Origin of the sequence: Rahnella sp. BCC 1045 (assembly GCF_019049615.1) — a bacterium.
Lineage (GTDB): Bacteria > Pseudomonadota > Gammaproteobacteria > Enterobacterales > Enterobacteriaceae > Rahnella > Rahnella contaminans.
Window position 1 is genome coordinate 1 of record NZ_JAFMOZ010000097.1, and the last position, 20,814, is coordinate 20,814.

15 protein-coding genes, 4 tRNA genes and 1 rRNA gene are annotated in these 20,814 nt (G+C 49.9%); 16 read left to right on the forward strand and 4 right to left on the reverse strand.

The window, feature by feature from the left end; translation table 11 throughout:
* The first annotated feature begins 4 nt into the window (after positions 1 to 4).
* The 3 genes from rrf (at position 5) to birA (ending at position 2,301) form a co-directional block, all read left to right on the forward strand.
* Positions 5 to 120: ribosomal RNA gene (gene rrf, locus J1782_RS03840) — 5S ribosomal RNA — on the forward strand.
* A 187-nt stretch (positions 121 to 307) separates the two neighbouring features.
* On the forward strand, positions 308 to 1,345 hold the full coding sequence (murB, locus tag J1782_RS03845; RefSeq protein ID WP_165062252.1) for a UDP-N-acetylmuramate dehydrogenase: 1,038 nt from the start codon (positions 308 to 310) through the stop codon (positions 1,343 to 1,345).
* Positions 1,342 to 2,301 (forward strand): bifunctional biotin--[acetyl-CoA-carboxylase] ligase/biotin operon repressor BirA, encoded by a 960-nt coding sequence (gene birA / locus J1782_RS03850; protein ID WP_165062251.1) that lies wholly within the window; start codon positions 1,342 to 1,344, stop codon positions 2,299 to 2,301. Before murB ends, birA begins: the two co-directional genes overlap by 4 nt.
* Positions 2,302 to 2,349: 48 nt before the next feature.
* Here the strand turns inward: birA and coaA are convergent, their stop codons facing one another.
* Positions 2,350 to 3,300 carry a type I pantothenate kinase gene (gene coaA / locus J1782_RS03855; RefSeq protein ID WP_152325062.1) on the reverse strand — a complete coding sequence of 317 codons (951 nt, stop codon included), beginning with the start codon at positions 3,298 to 3,300 and terminating at the stop codon, positions 2,350 to 2,352.
* Between the two features lie 217 nt (positions 3,301 to 3,517).
* On the reverse strand, positions 3,518 to 4,054 hold the full coding sequence (locus J1782_RS03860) for a GNAT family N-acetyltransferase (protein ID WP_217152466.1): 537 nt from the start codon (positions 4,052 to 4,054) through the stop codon (positions 3,518 to 3,520).
* A gap of 380 nt (positions 4,055 to 4,434) precedes the next feature.
* On the opposite strand from J1782_RS03860, the gene J1782_RS03865 reads away from it, so the two are divergent.
* From J1782_RS03865 to rpoC, 13 genes are all read left to right on the forward strand, one after another.
* Positions 4,435 to 4,510, forward strand: a tRNA-Thr gene (locus J1782_RS03865).
* A 19-nt stretch (positions 4,511 to 4,529) separates the two neighbouring features.
* Positions 4,530 to 4,614, forward strand: a tRNA-Tyr gene (locus J1782_RS03870).
* 130 nt (positions 4,615 to 4,744) lie between these two features.
* A tRNA-Gly gene (locus J1782_RS03875) sits at positions 4,745 to 4,819 on the forward strand.
* A gap of 7 nt (positions 4,820 to 4,826) precedes the next feature.
* Positions 4,827 to 4,902: transfer RNA gene (locus J1782_RS03880), tRNA-Thr, on the forward strand.
* Between the two features lie 108 nt (positions 4,903 to 5,010).
* The gene (gene tuf, locus J1782_RS03885) at positions 5,011 to 6,195 is read left to right on the forward strand and encodes an elongation factor Tu (RefSeq protein ID WP_165061132.1); all 1,185 of its coding nucleotides are present in this window, start codon (positions 5,011 to 5,013) and stop codon (positions 6,193 to 6,195) included.
* 253 nt (positions 6,196 to 6,448) lie between these two features.
* Positions 6,449 to 6,832 (forward strand): preprotein translocase subunit SecE, encoded by a 384-nt coding sequence (secE, locus tag J1782_RS03890; RefSeq protein ID WP_034794996.1) that lies wholly within the window; start codon positions 6,449 to 6,451, stop codon positions 6,830 to 6,832.
* Positions 6,833 to 7,378 carry a transcription termination/antitermination protein NusG gene (gene nusG / locus J1782_RS03895; RefSeq protein WP_009639145.1) on the forward strand — a complete coding sequence of 182 codons (546 nt, stop codon included), beginning with the start codon at positions 6,833 to 6,835 and terminating at the stop codon, positions 7,376 to 7,378.
* 173 nt (positions 7,379 to 7,551) lie between these two features.
* A complete protein-coding gene (gene rplK / locus J1782_RS03900; RefSeq protein WP_013577413.1) occupies positions 7,552 to 7,980 on the forward strand; it encodes a 50S ribosomal protein L11 in 429 nt (142 codons plus the stop codon).
* 4 nt (positions 7,981 to 7,984) lie between these two features.
* Positions 7,985 to 8,689 (forward strand): 50S ribosomal protein L1, encoded by a 705-nt coding sequence (gene rplA / locus J1782_RS03905; protein WP_101080118.1) that lies wholly within the window; start codon positions 7,985 to 7,987, stop codon positions 8,687 to 8,689.
* A gap of 336 nt (positions 8,690 to 9,025) precedes the next feature.
* Positions 9,026 to 9,523 (forward strand): 50S ribosomal protein L10, encoded by a 498-nt coding sequence (gene rplJ / locus J1782_RS03910; protein ID WP_013577411.1) that lies wholly within the window; start codon positions 9,026 to 9,028, stop codon positions 9,521 to 9,523.
* A gap of 66 nt (positions 9,524 to 9,589) precedes the next feature.
* On the forward strand, positions 9,590 to 9,955 hold the full coding sequence (gene rplL / locus J1782_RS03915; RefSeq protein WP_101080117.1) for a 50S ribosomal protein L7/L12: 366 nt from the start codon (positions 9,590 to 9,592) through the stop codon (positions 9,953 to 9,955).
* Positions 9,956 to 10,287: 332 nt separating this feature from the next.
* Entirely contained in the window at positions 10,288 to 14,316 is a 4,029-nt protein-coding gene (gene rpoB, locus J1782_RS03920) for a DNA-directed RNA polymerase subunit beta (protein WP_152325371.1), read from the forward strand.
* Between the two features lie 91 nt (positions 14,317 to 14,407).
* Entirely contained in the window at positions 14,408 to 18,628 is a 4,221-nt protein-coding gene (gene rpoC, locus J1782_RS03925; RefSeq protein WP_152325372.1) for a DNA-directed RNA polymerase subunit beta', read from the forward strand.
* A 231-nt stretch (positions 18,629 to 18,859) separates the two neighbouring features.
* Here the strand turns inward: rpoC and thiH are convergent, their stop codons facing one another.
* Both thiH and J1782_RS03935 read right to left on the reverse strand, forming a co-directional pair.
* Positions 18,860 to 20,038 (reverse strand): 2-iminoacetate synthase ThiH, encoded by a 1,179-nt coding sequence (thiH, locus tag J1782_RS03930; RefSeq protein ID WP_152325373.1) that lies wholly within the window; start codon positions 20,036 to 20,038, stop codon positions 18,860 to 18,862.
* Positions 20,035 to 20,814 carry a thiazole synthase gene (locus J1782_RS03935; protein ID WP_217152467.1) on the reverse strand — a complete coding sequence of 260 codons (780 nt, stop codon included), beginning with the start codon at positions 20,812 to 20,814 and terminating at the stop codon, positions 20,035 to 20,037. The genes thiH and J1782_RS03935 overlap by 4 nt, the downstream gene beginning before the upstream one ends.

Consider the following 20,814-nt stretch of genomic DNA (forward strand, 5'->3'; position numbering starts at 1 on the left):
TTTGCCTGGCGGCAACAGCGCGGTGGTCCCACCTGACCCCATGCCGAACTCAGAAGTGAAACGCCGTAGCGCCGATGGTAGTGTGGGGTCTCCCCATGCGAGAGTAGGGAACTGCCAGGCATCAAATAAGTAGAAAGCCCTGTACTGACGTACAGGGCTTTTTGCTATGGGAAATTTGGGGAAATTTGAAGGGATTTGTAGTTACTTTCATTCTTTCCTGACTGACTCTCTGCCAGAAAACTGTGCGTCAGGGAGCAATGAATCGGTTAAACTAAGCTCAAATTAGTCACCAATGAGTAATCTAGTTATGTCGATTGACGACACATCTCTTCAATCCCGAAATACCTTTTCCCTAGCTGCACATGCTGCTGAAATCGTGAGCGTTTGTAGTGTGGAACAGCTGATCACTGCCTGGAAGTCTGCGAACGAAAAGCAGCAACCCTTCCTGCTTTTAGGTGAAGGAAGCAACGTTCTTTTTCTTGATAATTTTGCCGGTATGGTCGTTTTGAACCGGATAAAAGGCATTGAACTGGCTGAAGATAATGATGAATGGCTATTGCATGTCGGTGCCGGAGAAAACTGGCATGGGCTGGTTTGCTACGCATTGGAACACAATATTCCGGGGCTGGAAAACTTGGCTCTGATCCCCGGTTGTGTAGGCTCGGCGCCTATTCAGAACATTGGTGCTTATGGAATTGAGCTGCAAAGTGTCTGTAATTATGTTGATGTTTTAGATCTGCAAACCGAAAAACTGGTGCGTTTAAGTGATGAAGATTGTCAGTTCGGCTATCGCGAAAGCATCTTTAAGCATTCTTATAAAAACGGTTATGCAATCGTAGCCGTCGGTTTGAAGCTGACGAAGCAATGGCTGCCGAAGCTCACTTATGGTGACCTGACTCGTCTGGATCCCCAGACTGTAACGCCGCAGGAGATCTTTGATTCAGTATGCTCAATGCGACGCAGCAAATTACCGGATCCTGCTGTCACCGGGAATGCGGGCAGTTTCTACAAAAACCCAACCGTTGATGCTTTGGTTGCAGAGAAAATCAGCAGCCAATACCCTTCAATGCCCTCTTACCCACAAGCCAATGGACACGTAAAACTGGCCGCGGGTTGGTTAGTTGAACAGGCCGGCCTGAAAGGTTTTAGTATTGGCGGCGCAGCGGTGCATGAGAAACAGGCCCTGGTACTCATTAATAAAGACCATGCGAGCAGCGGCGATGTTCGAGCGTTGGCGAAACATGTTCGTGATGTAGTTGCCGAAAAATTTGGTATCTGGCTTGAGCCTGAAGTCCGTTTCATTGCCGCACAAGGTGAAGTGAATGCCGTGGAGGCTCTGTCATGAAGGATATTACAGTACCACTGCAATTGATCTCAATTTTGGCCGATGGTGAGTTTCATTCTGGTGAGCAGCTTGGTACAGCCATGGGAATGAGTCGTGCTGCAATTAATAAGCATATACAGACAGTGAGGGACTGGGGGGTCGATATCTTCACGGTTCCTGGAAAAGGCTACAGCCTGCCTTATCCTATTCAGTTGTTGGAAGAGGAGAAGATTCTCGCCATGCTCCCGGCTGGTGGAGTCAGTGTCCTGCCCGTGATTGATTCAACTAATCAGTATCTGATGGACAGGATTGGTCAGCTGAATTCTGGTGATGCCTGTGCCGCTGAATATCAGCAGGCTGGGCGAGGCCGCCGCGGTCGTAAGTGGTTTTCACCTTTCGGCAGTAATCTTTATCTTTCCATGTACTGGAAACTGGAACAAGGTCCCGCTGCGGCAATGGGGCTGAGCCTGGTGATCGGGATTGTCATGGCGGAAGTGCTTCATCGCCTTGGGGCGGTAGATGTCCGGGTTAAATGGCCTAATGATCTTTATCTCAATGACCGTAAGCTGGCTGGTATCCTCGTTGAATTGACAGGAAAAACTGGAGATGCTGCTCATCTTGTTATCGGTGCTGGTATTAACCTAAAAATGCGTGAACCTGCGACCGATACCATCAACCAGGGTTGGATCAACTTGCAGGAAGCGGGCGTGAATATCGATCGCAACGAACTGACAGCGACGTTACTCAAAGAGTTGCGTTCTGCTTTAGTTCATTTTGAACAGGAAGGTCTGACACCGTTTATTGCCCGTTGGCGGGATTTAGATAATTTCCTCGACCGGCCGGTTAAATTGCTGATTGGTGATCAGGAAATTCTTGGCATCGAACGGGGAATTGATCCCCAGGGCGCATTGTTGCTCGAGCAAGATGGTCTTATTAAACCGTATATTGGGGGTGAGATTTCACTTCGCGGTGCCTGAATAAGATAAAGGAGAGCATCGGCTCTCCTTTATTCATCTCTAAAATACTTATTTTCTCAAACGGACGCTTTCAACCGCATGATTCGCGCTTTTCGTCAGTATTAGACTGGCTCTTTCCCGAGTTGGTAATATATTTTCTTTTAAATTCAATCCGTTAATTTCATTCCACAACTGGGTCGCAATGTTTACTGCTTCTTCTTCCGGCAGTTTTGCATAGTGATGAAAATAGGAGTCGGGATCAGAGAATGCCCCCTGGCGGAATTTTAGGAAGCGATTAATATACCAGCCCTGCAATAAATCTTCCGGAGCATCAACGTATATTGAGAAATCAACAAAGTCAGAAACAAATACATGATGTGGATCGTGAGGATAATCCATACCACTTTGTAAAACATTGAGCCCTTCAAGAATTAAAATATCTGGCTGCTCAATAACTTTATTCCCATCGGGGATCACATCATAAATCAGATGCGAATACACCGGGGCAGTAACACGTTTAGCGCCTGATTTAACTTCAGAAACGAAGTTTACCAACTGATGCATATCGTAAGATTGCGGGAACCCCTTCTTCTTCATGATCCCACGTTCTTGCAGCGTTTTATTGGGATAGAGAAATCCATCAGTAGTAATCAGCTCCACTGAGCGATGCTCCGGCCAACGGCTCAGCAACGCCTGAAGGACACGCGCTGTTGTGCTCTTGCCCACAGCAACACTTCCCGCAATGCCGATGACATAAGGTATTTTCTGTCCGTCTGTACCGAGGAACTGTTCAAGCACAGCTTGCCGGCGCAAGTTGGAACTGATGTAAAAATTGAGAAGGCGTGAAAGCGGCAGATAGATCTGCGCGACTTCCTCGAGGGATAAATCCTCATTGATACCTTTCAGGTTCACGACTTCCGCTTCTTTGAGCGTTAGCGGTACTGAATCACGTAAGGCTGCCCACTGCGCACGATCGAACTGCAGATAAGGAGTTGCCAAAGATGGGTCTCTTTTTTTCATAAGTTAAAGTCTGCCTGTTAGCGCAGGTCAGGAAAGGCGATCACGCCAACTCCAGACAGTAAACCAGCAGCATATTATAGACACCTTAATTTTCAGGAGAGATCTTTTTCTTATAACTTATCGATTTCTTTGATTGAGTTTAAAAATTTTTAAGAAAGTTATGCAAACAAGGAAGATGTCGTAAAAGATTGGGGCGGCTTTCGTCGCCCCGTGGGGATCAAAAGAGGGGAGGGGAGGAACAGGCAAACGCAGTGAGCCGTTTATAGTAGACCACTTCATTTTTCCGGCTGTAGCGGTCAGATTGAGCTTTGAAAGCTGCACAGCGGTAACCCTGAGCACGGTAAAAGGCCTCTGCTTCAGACCCCGATTGCATATCGGAAGACAGAACATTACACCGCAGATTCTGAGCAGTGTGCTCCAGTTCACGTATTAACAATCTTCCGACGCCCCGCCGTCTGGCACGAGTACAAACCAAAAGAGTATTAATTTCTGCCTCATGCGGTGAATCTGCCGGTTGCGTTAAATTCAGCTGGACTGTTCCCATAACACCTTTTTCATCCCGGGCAATCCAAAGCAAACGCTTATTTTGAGCAAGCGCGTGGCGCAAATAATTGAAAGAATCCTCGGCATCTTTCTGTTCAATTGCGTAGGGAAACCCCGCGGATCGTCCCTGTTGGTTGGCCTCTACCAGAAGTTGAGTCAGTTCGTCGCGGTAAATAGGTAATGTCGCCGCATTCAGCATGACTATTTTCATTGCAGCACTCCTATAAGAAACAGCGCGTCCGAAAAGAAGACTGCAAAAATTACGCCAACAAAAAATGCTTTTAAATCAGTACTAGCCGAAAAGAAAACGCCGATTGGGGGTCTTTGATGCAGCAACTGCACATTTTCAGTGCATAAATCGTACAGTTGGGCGGTGTGAATGATTTTTTTAAGATGAACAGAGATGAAAAGGCGCACCAGTGGCTCGACAGTGAGATATGAGGGGGACGTTTTTGCACATTATTTGAACCTTCAAGCGCCTTATTTAGGGCAAAAGCCTATTTTTTGAATAAAACATGAGCGTTAGAACAAAACATGCAATTTATTTGTTGCATACCCCGTAAACTCTCCCTAGAATGCGCAGCACTTGATGCCGGCATAGCTCAGTTGGTAGAGCAACTGACTTGTAATCAGTAGGTCCCGAGTTCGACTCTTGGTGCCGGCACCATTCAAGTACTAAACAATTAGGTGGGGTTCCCGAGCGGCCAAAGGGAGCAGACTGTAAATCTGCCGTCATCGACTTCGAAGGTTCGAATCCTTCCCCCACCACCATACAGGCTTCAGCAATGAAGCAACTTAAAGTGAAAGAGTCGCTTTAAGTGAAGGTGAGGAATTAAGTGTCTCACGTCCTTTTCCCCGTCTTCGAGTTCTTCAGAAAAATCAGGTAGCCGAGTTCCAGGATGCGGGCATCGTATAATGGCTATTACCTCAGCCTTCCAAGCTGATGATGTGGGTTCGATTCCCACTGCCCGCTCCAAGTATGTGCTGATATAGCTCAGTTGGTAGAGCGCACCCTTGGTAAGGGTGAGGTCGGCAGTTCGAATCTGCCTATCAGCACCACTTCCAAATTCTCCCTCCTGATTTTCTTTCTGTAAACTAATTCGTCAAGCAAATGCTTGGTTGATGTGGTGATACCACCGATTTAACCGTGTCTTAGAGGGACAATCGATGTCTAAAGAAAAGTTTGAACGTACAAAACCGCACGTTAACGTTGGTACTATCGGCCACGTTGACCACGGTAAAACTACCCTGACTGCAGCAATCACTACCGTTCTGGCTAAAACCTACGGCGGTTCTGCACGCGCATTCGACCAGATCGATAACGCACCAGAAGAAAAAGCTCGTGGTATCACCATCAACACTTCACACGTTGAATATGACACCCCAAGCCGTCACTACGCGCACGTTGACTGCCCAGGGCACGCCGACTACGTGAAAAACATGATCACCGGTGCTGCTCAGATGGACGGCGCGATCCTGGTTGTTGCTGCAACTGACGGCCCTATGCCTCAGACGCGTGAGCACATCCTGCTGGGTCGCCAGGTTGGCGTTCCTTACATCATCGTGTTCCTGAACAAATGTGACATGGTTGATGACGAAGAGCTGCTGGAACTGGTAGAAATGGAAGTTCGTGAACTTCTGTCTATGTACGACTTCCCAGGCGATGACACTCCGGTTGTTCGCGGTTCAGCGCTGAAAGCACTGGAAGGCGATGCAGACTACGAAGCAAAAATCATTGAACTGGCTGGCTTCCTGGATTCTTACATCCCGGAACCAGAACGTGCAATTGACAAGCCATTCCTGCTGCCAATCGAAGACGTATTCTCCATCTCTGGTCGTGGTACAGTTGTAACCGGTCGTGTAGAGCGCGGTATCGTTAAAGTCGGCGAAGAAGTTGAAATCGTTGGTATCAAAGATACCGTGAAATCAACTTGTACTGGCGTTGAAATGTTCCGCAAACTGCTGGACGAAGGCCGTGCAGGCGAGAACGTTGGTGTTCTGCTGCGTGGTATCAAACGTGAAGATATCGAACGTGGTCAAGTTCTGGCAAAACCAGGCTCAATCAAACCACACACCCAGTTCGAATCTGAAGTGTATATTCTGAGCAAAGATGAAGGTGGCCGTCATACTCCATTCTTCAAAGGCTACCGTCCACAGTTCTACTTCCGTACAACTGACGTGACCGGTACTATCGAACTGCCAGAAGGCGTTGAAATGGTAATGCCAGGCGACAACATTAAAATGGTTGTTACCTTGATCCACCCAATCGCGATGGATGACGGTCTGCGTTTCGCAATCCGTGAAGGCGGCCGTACTGTAGGCGCTGGTGTTGTTGCTAAAGTTATCGCTTAATCGCTGATAGTTTTTTGTCACTATACGTTGACGCAACACACCCGAAAAGGGCATCATTCGATGCCCTTTTTTCTACGCTGTGGTGCTAGAACCTATCTCATCAGCGATTTATACGTCATAATCACTGGTGAGATAGGCTCTGAAATATAGCGTAAAACACCGAATTGCGCTCGAGTAGAGCATCGATCGGTTTGGTTTGCCTCGCAATGCGAGGCAAAGTTGTTTGTTCTGAATCATTGTGACGGGTTGGTTTATGAGTGCGAATACCGAGGCTCAAGGGAGCGGGCGCGGCCTGGAAGCGGTAAAGTGGCTGGTTGTTGCCGTTTTGTTGGTTGTAGCTATTGTCGGTAACTATTATTACCGTGCATACAGCCTGCCGTTACGCGCGTTAGCCGTAGTAGTTATTATCGCAATTGCAGGCGCAGTGGCTTTATTGACCACTAAAGGCAAGGCGACAGTTGCGTTTGCTCGTGAAGCGCGCACCGAAGTACGTAAAGTCATTTGGCCAACGCGCCAGGAAACATTGCATACCACACTGATCGTTGCTGCGGTGACTGCCGTTATGTCTCTGATTCTGTGGGGGCTGGATGGTATTTTAGTCCGCCTGGTATCTTTCATTACTGGCTTGAGGTTCTAAATGTCTGAAGCACCTAAAAAACGTTGGTACGTCGTCCAGGCGTTTTCTGGCTTTGAAGGCCGCGTAGCGCAATCGCTGCGTGAGCACATCAAATTACATGACATGGAAGAGCTGTTTGGTGAAGTCATGGTTCCAACCGAAGAAGTGGTTGAGATCCGTGGTGGCCAGCGCCGTAAAAGCGAACGTAAATTCTTCCCGGGTTATGTGCTGGTCCAGATGGTGATGAATGACGCCAGCTGGCACTTAGTTCGCAGCGTTCCTCGTGTGATGGGCTTCATTGGCGGAACGTCAGATCGTCCTGCACCGATCAGCGATAAAGAAGTCGATGCGATCATGAATCGCCTGCAACAAGTGGGTGATAAGCCACGTCCTAAAACATTGTTTGAACCAGGTGAGCTGGTACGTGTTAACGACGGTCCGTTTGCGGACTTCAATGGTGTGGTCGAAGAAGTTGATTACGAAAAAAGCCGCTTGAAAGTGTCTGTTTCCATCTTTGGCCGTGCAACACCGGTTGAACTGGATTTCGGACAGGTTGAAAAAGGCTAACGGCACCTTTCTAAATATTCATTAGAACAGATGTTGTACAGGGCGCGAAATTGAACTATAATTTCGCGCCTTTTGTTTTTATGCGCAGCCTCTGCGTGTGGAAAATATAAAGTACTGTAAATAACGGGGAGCCTCTTCAAACAGGCGATATCACCCAAACGAGGATATTTACCATGGCCAAGAAAGTACAAGCCTACGTTAAGCTGCAAGTTGCAGCCGGTATGGCAAACCCAAGTCCGCCAGTTGGTCCAGCTCTGGGTCAGCAAGGCGTGAACATCATGGAATTCTGTAAGGCGTTCAATGCTAAGACTGATAGCATGGAAAAAGGCCTGCCAATTCCTGTTGTTATTACTGTTTATTCTGACCGTTCTTTCACCTTCGTTACCAAAACCCCTCCTGCAGCAGTACTGCTGAAGAAAGCGGCTGGTATCAAGTCTGGTTCCGGCAAGCCGAACAAAGACAAAGTAGGTAAAGTAACGAGTGCTCAGGTTCGTGAAATCGCAGAAACCAAAGCTGCGGACATGACTGGTTCTGACGTTGAAGCGATGACTCGCTCCATCGAAGGTACTGCTCGTTCCATGGGCCTGGTAGTGGAGGATTAATAGAATGGCTAAGCTGACCAAGCGCATGCGCGTGATCCGTGACAAAGTTGATGCTACTAAACAGTATGACATCACCGAAGCCGTTGCTCTGCTCAAAGAGCTGGCCACTGCTAAATTCGTAGAAAGCGTGGACGTTGCTGTTAACCTCGGCATCGATGCACGTAAATCTGATCAAAACGTTCGTGGTGCTACCGTTCTGCCTAACGGCACCGGTCGTTCTGTTCGCGTTGCCGTCTTCACCCAAGGTGCAAACGCTGAAGCTGCTAAAGCTGCAGGCGCTGAGCTGGTAGGTATGGAAGATCTGGCAGACCAGATTAAGAAAGGCGAAATGAACTTCGACGTAGTTATTGCATCTCCAGATGCAATGCGCGTTGTTGGCCAATTAGGTCAGGTTCTGGGTCCACGCGGCCTGATGCCTAACCCGAAGGTTGGTACTGTAACTCCTAACGTTGCTGAAGCAGTTAAGAATGCTAAAGCAGGTCAGGTTCGTTATCGTAACGACAAAAACGGCATCATCCATACCACAATTGGTAAGGTTGATTTCGAATCCGACAAGCTGAAAGAAAACCTGGAAGCTCTGTTGGTCGCTCTGAAAAAAGCGAAGCCTTCTCAGGCTAAAGGCGTTTTCATCAAGAAAGTAAGCCTGTCCACTACCATGGGCGCGGGTCTTGCTATTGATCAAAGCGGCCTGAGCGCAACAGTTAACTAATTAACTGCTGACGTTTATCGCTTTACGCGGGCGGTAGATTTGTCTAGAATCTATGGCCCGTTGTTTCGTTAATGCGAAACCAAGATTTTTCGGTTGGAGCCTGGCCTATCCAGGCCTCCGTCCAAGACCGCAGGTGTCCTGAAAGGGACTTAATCCTTCCTGCGTAGACGGTGACAGAGCCTGAAGAAAATATTTCTTTGTCTTTTTTAAAAAGAATTAAGATTTGTCTTTGCTGGATTCTCTGCTCACCGTGTTTGAACGCTTGATATCGATCTCGATAACAAGTGATGTGAGTTCCGGGGGTTTTCCCCGGCTAAATCCAGGAGCAAAAAGCTAATGGCATTAAATCTTCAAGACAAACAAGCGATTGTTGCTGAAGTCATCGAAGTAGCCAAAGGCGCGCTGTCTGCGGTTGTTGCGGATTCCCGTGGCGTAACTGTAGATAAAATGACTGAACTGCGTAAAGCAGGTCGTGAAGCTGGCGTTTACATGCGTGTTGTTCGCAACACCTTGATGCGTCGCGTCGTAGAAGGTACTCAATTTGAGTGCCTGAAAGACACGTTTGTCGGTCCAACCTTGATTGCATTCTCTACTGAACACCCAGGCGCTGCTGCCCGTCTGTTCAAAGATTTCGCTAAAGCGAATGCAAAATTTGAGGTTAAAGCTGCGGCCTTTGAAGGTGAGTTTATCTCTGCGGCTCAAATCGACCGCTTGGCAACTCTGCCTACTTACGAAGAAGCAATCGCACGCCTGATGGCAACCATGAAAGAAGCCTCTGCAGGCAAACTGGTTCGCACTCTGGCTGCTGTTCGCGATCAGAAAGAAGCTGCTTAATCAGCCTTTCTTATCTCGTTCATTTGCTTACGTATACACTATTTCTGAATTCTAGGAACACTTGAAATGTCAATCACTAAAGAACAAATCATTGAAGGCGTTGCAGCTCTGTCTGTAATGGAAATCGTTGAACTGATCTCCGCTATGGAAGAAAAATTCGGCGTTTCTGCTGCTGCTGCTGTTGCAGGTCCTGCTGCTGCTGCTGAAGCTGTTGAAGAAAAAACTGAGTTCGACGTTATTCTGGCTGCTGTTGGCGCGAATAAAGTTGCAGTTATCAAAGCTGTTCGTACTGCAACTGGCCTGGGTCTGAAAGAAGCTAAAGACCTGGTTGAGTCTGCTCCAGCAGCTCTGAAAGAAGGCATCAGCAAAGACGACGCTGAAGCTCTGAAAAAATCTCTGGAAGAAGCTGGTGCTTCTGTTGAAGTTAAGTAAGTTTAACTTCCCGGAGTGCAGTCTGTCCTAACAGACTGATGGCTGGTGACTTTTTAGTCACCAGCCTTTTTGCGCTATAGAGTGTCAGTGGTGTTTCACACTGTTTGAGCACTGAACTACTCTAATATCTCTTTCTATAGACGCCTTAATATATTGATGCCTCTTGCTGTAGCTCATCTACAGATAACGCACAACGAAATGATTTAAGAGTGGTAGAAAACAGATATTGCGGGAAGCGTTTCTGCTTTCCGGTCGACATAAACGGTGTTGCATGAACTGTCCTTCTCAGGGCAGACAAGATTGGGTCACTGATCAGCGAGCTGAGGAACCCTATGGTTTACTCCTATACCGAGAAAAAACGCATTCGTAAGGATTTTGGTAAACGTCCACAAGTTCTGGACATTCCATATCTCCTTTCTATCCAGCTTGACTCGTTCCAGAAGTTTATCGAGCAAGATCCGGAAGGCCAGTACGGTCTGGAAGCTGCATTCCGTTCTGTATTCCCTATCAAGAGCTACAGCGGTAACTCTGAGCTGCAATACGTTAGCTACCGTCTTGGTGAGCCAGTATTCGACGTTAAAGAATGCCAGATCCGTGGTGTGACGTTCTCCGCGCCATTGCGCGTGAAACTGCGCCTGGTAATCTACGAACGTGAAGCACCAGAAGGTACGGTCAAAGACATCAAGGAACAAGAAGTCTATATGGGCGAAATTCCGCTCATGACCGAAAATGGTACCTTTGTGATTAACGGTACTGAGAGGGTTATCGTATCTCAGCTGCACCGTAGTCCGGGCGTATTCTTCGACAGTGATAAGGGTAAAACCCACTCATCGGGTAAAGTGCTTTATAACGCACGTATCATCCCTTACCGCGGTTCATGGTTGGATTTCGAGTTTGACCCGAAAGATAACCTGTTTGTACGTATTGACCGTCGCCGCAAATTGCCAGCGACCATCATTCTGCGTGCATTAAATTACACGACTGAACAGATCCTTGACCTGTTCTTTGACAAGGTGACTTACCAGATCCGCGACAACAAGTTGCAGATGGAACTGGTACCTGAGCGCCTGCGCGGTGAAACAGCTTCTTTTGATATCGAAGCTGACGGTAAGGTCTATGTTGAAAAAGGCCGCCGCATCACTGCACGTCATATTCGTCAGCTTGAAAAAGACGAAATCCAGCGCATCGAAGTTCCTGTTGAGTACATCGCAGGGAAAGTCGTTTCTAAAGACTACATCGACACCAATACCGGTGAGCTGATCGTCCCTGCTAACATGGAATTGTCTCTGGATCTGCTGGCTAAATTGAGCCAGTCCGGTCACAAAACCATTGAAACGCTGTTCACCAACGATCTCGATCATGGCGCGTACATGTCCGAGACCATTCGCGTCGACCCAACCAGCGATCGCCTGAGCGCACTGGTTGAGATCTACCGCATGATGCGTCCTGGTGAGCCACCAACGCGTGAAGCAGCTGAAAGCCTGTTCGAAAACCTCTTCTTCTCTGAAGATCGTTACGACCTGTCTGCTGTTGGCCGTATGAAGTTCAACCGTTCTCTGCTGCGTGATGAAATCGAAGGTTCAGGTATCCTGAGCAAAGACGACATCATCCAGGTAATGAGAAAGCTGATCGGCATCCGTAACGGTCAGGGCGAAGTGGATGATATCGACCACTTGGGGAACCGTCGTATTCGTTCTGTCGGCGAAATGGCTGAAAACCAATTCCGTGTAGGTTTGGTTCGTGTTGAGCGTGCGGTTAAAGAGCGTCTGTCTCTTGGCGACCTCGATACTCTGATGCCTCAGGACATGATCAACGCTAAGCCGATTTCGGCTGCGGTGAAAGAGTTCTTCGGTTCAAGCCAGCTGTCACAATTTATGGACCAGAACAACCCGTTGTCTGAGATCACGCACAAACGTCGTATCTCTGCATTGGGCCCGGGCGGTTTGACCCGTGAACGTGCTGGCTTTGAGGTTCGAGACGTACACCCGACTCACTACGGTCGCGTATGTCCAATCGAAACGCCAGAAGGTCCAAACATCGGTCTGATCAACTCCTTGTCTGTGTATGCACAGACCAATGAGTATGGTTTCCTGGAAACCCCTTACCGCCGTGTGCGTGAAGGCATGGTTACCGATGAAATTAACTACCTGTCTGCCATTGAAGAAGGCAACTTCGTAATCGCTCAGGCGAACTCCAACCTGGACGAAGAAGGCCGCTTCCTGGAAGACTTAGTCACTTGTCGTAGCAAAGGCGAATCAAGCCTGTTTAGCCGCGATCAGGTTGACTACATGGACGTTTCTACCCAGCAGATCGTATCCGTTGGTGCTTCTCTGATTCCATTCCTGGAACACGATGACGCCAACCGTGCATTGATGGGTGCGAACATGCAACGTCAGGCAGTTCCAACCCTGCGCGCTGATAAGCCGCTGGTAGGTACTGGTATGGAACGTGCTGTAGCGGTTGACTCCGGTGTTACTGCCGTAGCTAAACGTGGCGGTATTGTTCAGTACGTGGATGCATCCCGTATCGTTATTCGTGTTAACGAAGAAGAGATGTACCCGGGCGAAGCAGGTATCGACATTTATAACCTGACCAAATACACCCGTTCTAACCAGAACACCTGCATCAACCAGATGCCGTGTGTGAATCTGGGCGAACCCATCGAGCGCGGCGACGTGCTGGCAGATGGTCCGTCAACAGATCTGGGCGAACTGGCTCTGGGTCAGAACATGCGTGTCGCGTTCATGCCTTGGAACGGTTACAACTTCGAAGACTCCATCTTGGTCTCCGAACGTGTTGTGCAGGAAGATCGCTTCACGACCATCCATATCCAGGAACTGGCGTGTGTGTCCCGTGACACTAAGTTAGGGCCTGAAGAGATCACCGCTGACATCCCTAACGTGGGTGAGGCTGCGCTCTCTAAACTGGATGAATCCGGTATCGTTTATATCGGTGCTGAAGTGACCGGTGGTGACATTCTGGTCGGTAAAGTTACACCTAAAGGTGAAACTCAGCTGACTCCGGAAGAGAAACTGCTGCGTGCGATCTTCGGTGAGAAAGCGTCTGATGTTAAAGACTCTTCTCTGCGTGTACCAAACGGCGTTTCCGGTACGATTATTGACGTGCAAGTCTTCACCCGCGATGGCGTGGAAAAAGACAAACGTGCGTTAGAAATCGAAGAAATGCAGCTGAAACAGGCTAAGAAAGACCTGACTGAAGAGCTGCAAATTCTGGAAGCTGGCCTGTTTGCACGTATCCAGTCTGCGCTGGTTGCTGGCGGTGTTGAAGCTGACAAGCTGGGCAAATTGCCTCGCGACCGTTGGTTAGAACTGTCACTGACTGACGAAGACAAACAGAATCAGTTGGAACAGCTTGCTGAACAGTACGACGAACTGAAATCCGAGTTTGAGAAAAAACTCGAAGCTAAGCGTCGTAAAATCACTCAGGGCGATGATCTGGCACCAGGTGTGCTGAAAATTGTTAAAGTGTATTTGGCCGTTAAACGTCAAATCCAGCCTGGTGACAAGATGGCAGGCCGCCACGGTAACAAAGGTGTTATCTCCAAGATCAACCCGATCGAAGATATGCCTTACGATGAAAACGGGACTCCTGTTGATATCGTACTGAACCCGCTGGGCGTTCCATCACGTATGAACATTGGTCAGATTTTGGAAACCCACCTGGGTATGGCCGCGAAAGGTATTGGTGAAAAAATCAATGCCATGCTGAAGAAACATGAAGAAGTTTCTAAGCTGCGCGAGTTCATCCAGCGTGCCTATGATCTGGGCGACGATGTACGTCAGAAAGTTGATCTGAACACCTTCACCGATGACGAAGTATTGCGTCTGGCTGAGAACCTGAAAAAAGGTATGCCAATCGCAACACCAGTCTTCGACGGTGCGAAAGAGACAGAGATCAAGCAACTGCTTGAAATGGGCGGAATCCCTACCTCTGGCCAGATCACACTGTTTGACGGCCGTACCGGCGAGCAATTTGAGCGTCAGGTTACCGTCGGCTACATGTACATGCTGAAACTGAACCACCTGGTTGACGATAAGATGCACGCGCGTTCTACCGGTTCTTACAGCCTTGTTACTCAGCAGCCGCTGGGTGGTAAAGCGCAGTTCGGTGGTCAGCGCTTCGGTGAGATGGAAGTGTGGGCACTGGAAGCATACGGTGCCGCTTATACCCTGCAGGAAATGCTGACTGTTAAGTCCGATGACGTTAACGGCCGTACTAAGATGTATAAAAACATCGTAGATGGCGATCATCGTATGGAACCAGGCATGCCGGAATCCTTCAACGTATTGTTGAAAGAAATCCGTTCTCTGGGTATCAACATCGAGCTGGAAGACGAGTAAGTACTCGAATTCGCACTGATCACAGGGGCACCTGCCTGTTAATCAATACAGACCAGGTGCCTAACAGGTCTAACCCGACGGGAGCCAATCCGTGAAAGACTTACTAAAGTTTCTGAAAGCGCAAACTAAGACCGAAGAGTTTGATGCGATCAAAATTGCTCTGGCATCGCCAGACATGATCCGTTCTTGGTCTTTTGGTGAAGTTAAGAAGCCAGAAACCATTAACTACCGTACGTTCAAACCAGAACGTGACGGCCTTTTCTGCGCCCGTATTTTCGGACCAGTAAAAGACTACGAATGCCTGTGCGGTAAGTACAAGCGTTTAAAACATCGCGGCGTGATTTGCGAGAAGTGCGGCGTTGAAGTGACCCAGACTAAAGTACGCCGTGAGCGTATGGGCCACATCGAACTGGCTTCCCCGACTGCACACATCTGGTTCCTGAAATCGCTGCCATCGCGCATCGGTTTGCTGCTGGATATGCCATTGCGTGACATCGAACGTGTTCTGTACTTCGAATCCTATGTGGTTATCGAAGGCGGCATGACTAACCTCGAAAAACGCCAGATCCTGACTGAAGAGCAGTATCTGGATGCGTTGGAAGAGTTTGGTGATGAGTTCGACGCGAAGATGGGTGCTGAAGCAATCCAGGCTCTGTTGAAAAACATGGATCTGGAAGCGGAATGCGAACAACTGCGTGAAGAGTTGAACGAAACCAACTCCGAAACCAAACGTAAGAAGCTGACCAAGCGTATCAAGCTGCTGGAAGCGTTCGTTCAGTCTGGTAACAAACCAGAGTGGATGATCCTGACCGTGCTGCCGGTACTGCCACCAGACTTGCGTCCATTGGTTCCGTTGGACGGCGGCCGTTTCGCTACATCAGATCTGAACGATCTGTATCGTCGCGTTATCAACCGTAACAACCGTCTGAAACGCCTGCTGGATCTGGCTGCGCCAGACATCATCGTACGTAACGAAAAACGTATGCTGCAAGAAGCGGTAGATGCTTTGCTGGATAACGGCCGTCGCGGTCGTGCTATCACCGGCTCTAACAAGCGTCCGCTGAAATCTCTGGCAGACATGATTAAAGGTAAACAGGGTCGTTTCCGTCAGAACTTGCTGGGTAAACGTGTCGACTACTCTGGTCGTTCCGTTATCACCGTAGGTCCTTACCTGCGTCTGCACCAGTGTGGTCTGCCGAAGAAAATGGCACTGGAACTGTTCAAACCGTTCATCTACGGCAAGCTGGAACTGCGTGGCCTGGCCACCACCATCAAAGCCGCGAAGAAAATGGTTGAGCGCGAAGAAGCTGTCGTTTGGGATATCCTGGACGAAGTTATCCGCGAACACCCGGTACTGCTGAACCGTGCACCAACCCTGCACCGTTTGGGTATCCAGGCGTTTGAACCCGTTCTGATCGAAGGTAAAGCAATTCAGCTGCACCCGCTGGTTTGTGCGGCATATAACGCCGACTTCGATGGTGACCAGATGGCTGTTCACGTACCGTTGACGCTGGAAGCTCAGCTGGAAGCGCGTGCGTTGATGATGTCCACCAACAACATCCTGTCACCTGCGAACGGCGAGCCAATCATCGTTCCTTCTCAGGACGTTGTATTGGGTCTGTACTACATGACCCGTGACTGTGTTAACGCCAAAGGCGAAGGCATGGTTCTGACTGGTCCTAAAGAAGCTGAGCGTATTTACCGCGCCGGTTTGGCCTCTCTGCATGCGCGTGTGAAAGTGCGTATTACCGAAGAGATCAAAAATACCGAAGGCGAAGTTACGCATCAGACGTCGATTATCGACACGACTGTGGGTCGCGCCATCCTTTGGATGATCGTACCAAAAGGTCTGCCGTTCTCTATCGTCAACCAGCCTCTGGGCAAAAAAGCTATCTCCAAAATGCTGAACACCTGTTACCGCATTTTGGGCCTGAAGCCGACCGTTATTTTTGCTGACCAGATCATGTACACCGGTTTTGCTTACGCTGCCCGTTCAGGCGCGTCAGTAGGTATCGATGACATGGTAATCCCTGCGAAGAAAGCAGAGATCATCGAAGAAGCAGAAACCGAAGTTGCTGAAATCCAGGAACAGTTCCAGTCTGGTCTGGTCACTGCTGGCGAACGCTATAACAAAGTGATCGACATCTGGGCTGCGGCCAACGAACGTGTTGCTAAGGCAATGATGGAAAACTTGTCTGTTGAAGACGTCGTCAACCGTGACGGTGTTGTTGAACAGCAGGTTTCCTTCAACAGCATCTTTATGATGGCCGACTCCGGTGCGCGTGGTTCTGCTGCACAGATTCGTCAGCTGGCCGGTATGCGTGGTCTGATGGCGAAACCAGATGGTTCCATCATTGAAACGCCAATCACCGCGAACTTCCGTGAAGGTCTGAACGTACTCCAGTACTTCATCTCTACTCACGGTGCTCGTAAAGGCTTGGCGGATACCGCACTGAAAACTGCGAACTCCGGTTATCTGACCCGTCGTCTGGTTGACGTGGCACAGGACCTGGTAGTTACCGAAGACGACTGTGGTACTCACGAAGGCATCATGATGACTCCGGTCATCGAAGGTGGCGACGTTAAAGAACCACTGCGCGAGCGTGTACTGGGTCGTGTGACTGCAGAAGATATCCTTAAGCCGGGTACGGCGGATATTCTGGTTCCACGTAACACCCTGCTTCACGAGAAGACGTGTGATCTGTTAGAAGAGAACTCTGTCGACAGCGTGAAAGTACGTTCAGTCGTAAGTTGCGAAACCGACTTTGGTGTGTGTGCAAACTGCTACGGTCGCGACCTGGCACGTGGTCACATCATCAACAAAGGTGAAGCGATCGGTGTTATTGCAGCACAGTCCATCGGTGAGCCGGGTACTCAGCTGACGATGCGTACGTTCCACATCGGTGGTGCGGCATCTCGTGCGGCTGCTGAATCCAGCATCCAGGTGAAAAACACCGGTACCATTAAACTGAGCAACCACAAGCACGTTAGCAACTCTAACGGCAAACTGGTTATCACTTCCCGTAACACTGAGCTGAAATTGATCGACGAATTCGGTCGTACCAAAGAAAGCTATAAAGTGCCTTACGGTTCCGTGATGGGCAAAGGTGATGGCGCATCTGTTAACGGCGGCGAAACCGTTGCTAACTGGGATCCGCACACAATGCCAGTTATCAGTGAAGTGAGTGGTTTCATTCGCTTTGCCGATATGGTTGATACTCAGACCATTACCCGTCAGACAGATGACCTGACCGGTTTGTCCTCTCTGGTTGTTCTGGATTCTGCAGAACGTACTGGTAGCGGTAAAGACCTGCGTCCGGCACTGAAAATCGTTGATGCTAAAGGCGACGACGTATTGATCCCAGGTACTGATATGCCTGCTCAATACTTCCTGCCAGGTAAAGCGATCGTTCAGCTGGAAGATGGTACTCAGATTCACTCTGGTGACACCCTGGCGCGTATTCCTCAGGAATCCGGCGGTACCAAGGACATCACCGGTGGTCTGCCACGCGTTGCTGACCTGTTCGAAGCGCGTCGTCCGAAAGAGCCTGCAATCCTTGCTGAAATCAGCGGGATCATCTCCTTCGGTAAAGAAACCAAAGGCAAACGTCGTCTGGTAATTTCTCCGTTAGATGGCAGCGATGCTTACGAAGAAATGATTCCAAAATGGCGTCAGCTGAACGTGTTCGAAGGCGAAGTTGTGGAACGTGGTGACGTCGTATCCGACGGCCCTGAATCTCCACACGACATTCTGCGTCTTCGTGGTGTTCACGCGGTAACCCGCTACATCACCAACGAAGTGCAGGAAGTTTACCGTCTGCAAGGCGTTAAGATTAACGATAAACACATCGAAGTTATCGTTCGTCAGATGTTGCGTAAAGGCACCATCGTTAGCGCTGGTGGCACGGACTTCCTGGAAGGCGAGCAGGCAGAAATGTCTCGCGTTAAAATCGCTAACCGTCAGCTGGAAGCTGAAGGCAAAATCACGGCAACCTTTACCCGTGACCTGCTCGGTATCACCAAGGCATCCCTGGCGACCGAGTCCTTCATCTCTGCTGCATCGTTCCAGGAAACCACGCGCGTTCTTACCGAAGCGGCTGTTGCCGGTAAACGTGATGAACTGCGTGGCCTGAAAGAGAACGTTATCGTTGGCCGTCTGATCCCAGCCGGTACCGGTTACGCTTATCACCAGGATCGTGCACGCCGTAAAGCTCAGGGCGAAGTGCCAGTTGTACCGCAAGTCAGCGCGGATGAAGCAACGGCTAACCTGGCTGAACTGCTGAACGCAGGTTTCGGTAACAGCGACGATTAATCGTCTTCTGTCGAAACGCATAAAACCGCTCTTTCGGGAGCGGTTTTTTTTTGCCTGAAATAGGGGAGTTGATAATGCCAGTAAAGAGGAGCCGGAACAGGAAACTGGACGATAACCCGTTCCGGCTGGTTGGAAGCAGCACCGGGATGAATGGCGCTGGCCGGTTGCGATGATGCAGCGACAGCGGCACGGTAACCTGCCCGGCGTGCTGGCGCGAGAGGCAAAATCGCTTTATGGAATACGCATTCCTGAGAGATTATCACGTTGCTGTCTGGCGACATTTTCCTGCGGCGTACGCCCCAAAAAACTGTCCCAGTCTTTCCACACGGGCTGCAATCCTGCTTGCGTTAATGCCGCAGCCACCCGCTGAGGTGGGCGGTTATCATGTGGCGCAAATTGTTCCAGTTCCGGATGATCGTCTGCGTAACCGCCAGGTTGAGTTTTGGATCCGGCGCTGACGGTGTTGATCGCCAGAGGAATGACATGATCGCGGAAATACGGTGACTCGCGTGTCGACAGGGAAAGCTCGACATCCGGCGACAACATCCGGAAAGCGCAAATCAGCTGCACCAGTTGGTTTTCCTCCAGCAACGAAGCCGGTTCGATTCCGCCGGTGCACGGGCGCAATCTCGGGAACGCCACCGAATAGCGGCTTTGCCAGTAAGTTTGTTGTAGATAAAGCAAATGCTCGGCCACCATATAACTGTCAGTTCGCCAGTTTCCGGAAAGCCCGAACAACGCGCCGAGTCCGATCTTATCGATTCCCGCGCGCCCCAGCCGGTCAGGGGTTTCCAGCCGCCAGAAGAAATCTTGTTTTTGCCCGCGCAGATGATGCAGCGCATAGGTCGGTGCGTGATAGGTTTCCTGATAAACCAGAACACCGTCCAGCCCCAGCGTTTTTAACTCGGCGTATTCTTCCTGAGGTAGCGGCTGCACTTCAATCATCAGTGAATCAAAATGACTGCGGATAGCCGGGAAATGTCGGCGGAAATAATCCATACCCACTTTCCCTTTATGCTCGCCCGTAACCAGCAACAGGTGTTTGAATCCCAGCGCGTTCAGCGCCTCACATTCAGCGATGATTTCCTCTTCATCCAGCGTCTTACGTTTGATTTTATTACTCATCGAGAAGCCGCAGTACGTGCACTCGTTGGCGCAAAGGTTGGAGAGATAAAGGGGGGCGAAGAAATTCACGGTATTGCCGAAACGCTGGCGCGTGAGCTGTTGCGCGCGCTGCGCCATTTCTTCAAGATACGGTAACGCGGCCGGAGAAATCAGTGCCATAAAACCATCACGGTCGATTTTGTTCCTGCTCAGCGCCCGCTCAACATCACTGGATGTTTTGCTGTTAATTCGCAGGGAAATATCGTCCCAGTCGAGCGTTGACCAGACATCGGTAAAGTTGCTCATAAGCTTGCCTGCGGGGAAGTCAGAAAACCGGTCAGCGGGCTGGATGCGCTGGCGTACCGTTGCCGTCCGCCTAATCCGCTTTGACGGGCAAGCACGCCCGCTTCAACGGCCAGCCGGAAAGCTGTCGCCATGGAAACCGGATCACGCGCAACGGCAATTGCCGTATTCACCAGCACGGCGTCCGCGCCCATTTCCAGCGCCTCAGTGGCCTGACTGGGTGCGCCGATCCCGGCATCCACCACAACGGGCACGCGCGCCTGTTCGATAATAATTTGCAGAAACTCACGGGTTTGCAGCCCCTGATTAGAGCCTATCGGTGCGCCGAGCGGCATCACTGCCGCGCATCCGGCTTCTTCAAGACGCTTGCACAGCACCGGATCAGCACTGCAATAAGGCAAAACGACAAACCCCTGTTTCACTAGTATCTCTGCGGCTTTCAGGGTTTCGATGGCATCGGGCAGCAGGTATTTCATGTCCGGATGAATTTCAAGTTTCACCCAGTGGGTTCCCAGTGCTTCCCTTGCCAGCTGTGCGGCAAATACTGCTTCTTCTGCCGTTTTAGCGCCCGATGTGTTCGGCAACAAGCGGACGCCGAGCTGTTGCAGGGGAGACAAAATATCGTCACCGCCACGCCGCAGATCGACGCGTTTCATCGCCATGGTCACCAGCTCAGAGCCCGATGCTTCCAGCGCCTGTTGCATCAGCGCCGGACTGGCGAATTTTCCGGTTCCGGTCAAAAGGTGGGATGTAAATGTGGTATCAGCAATTTTTAACAT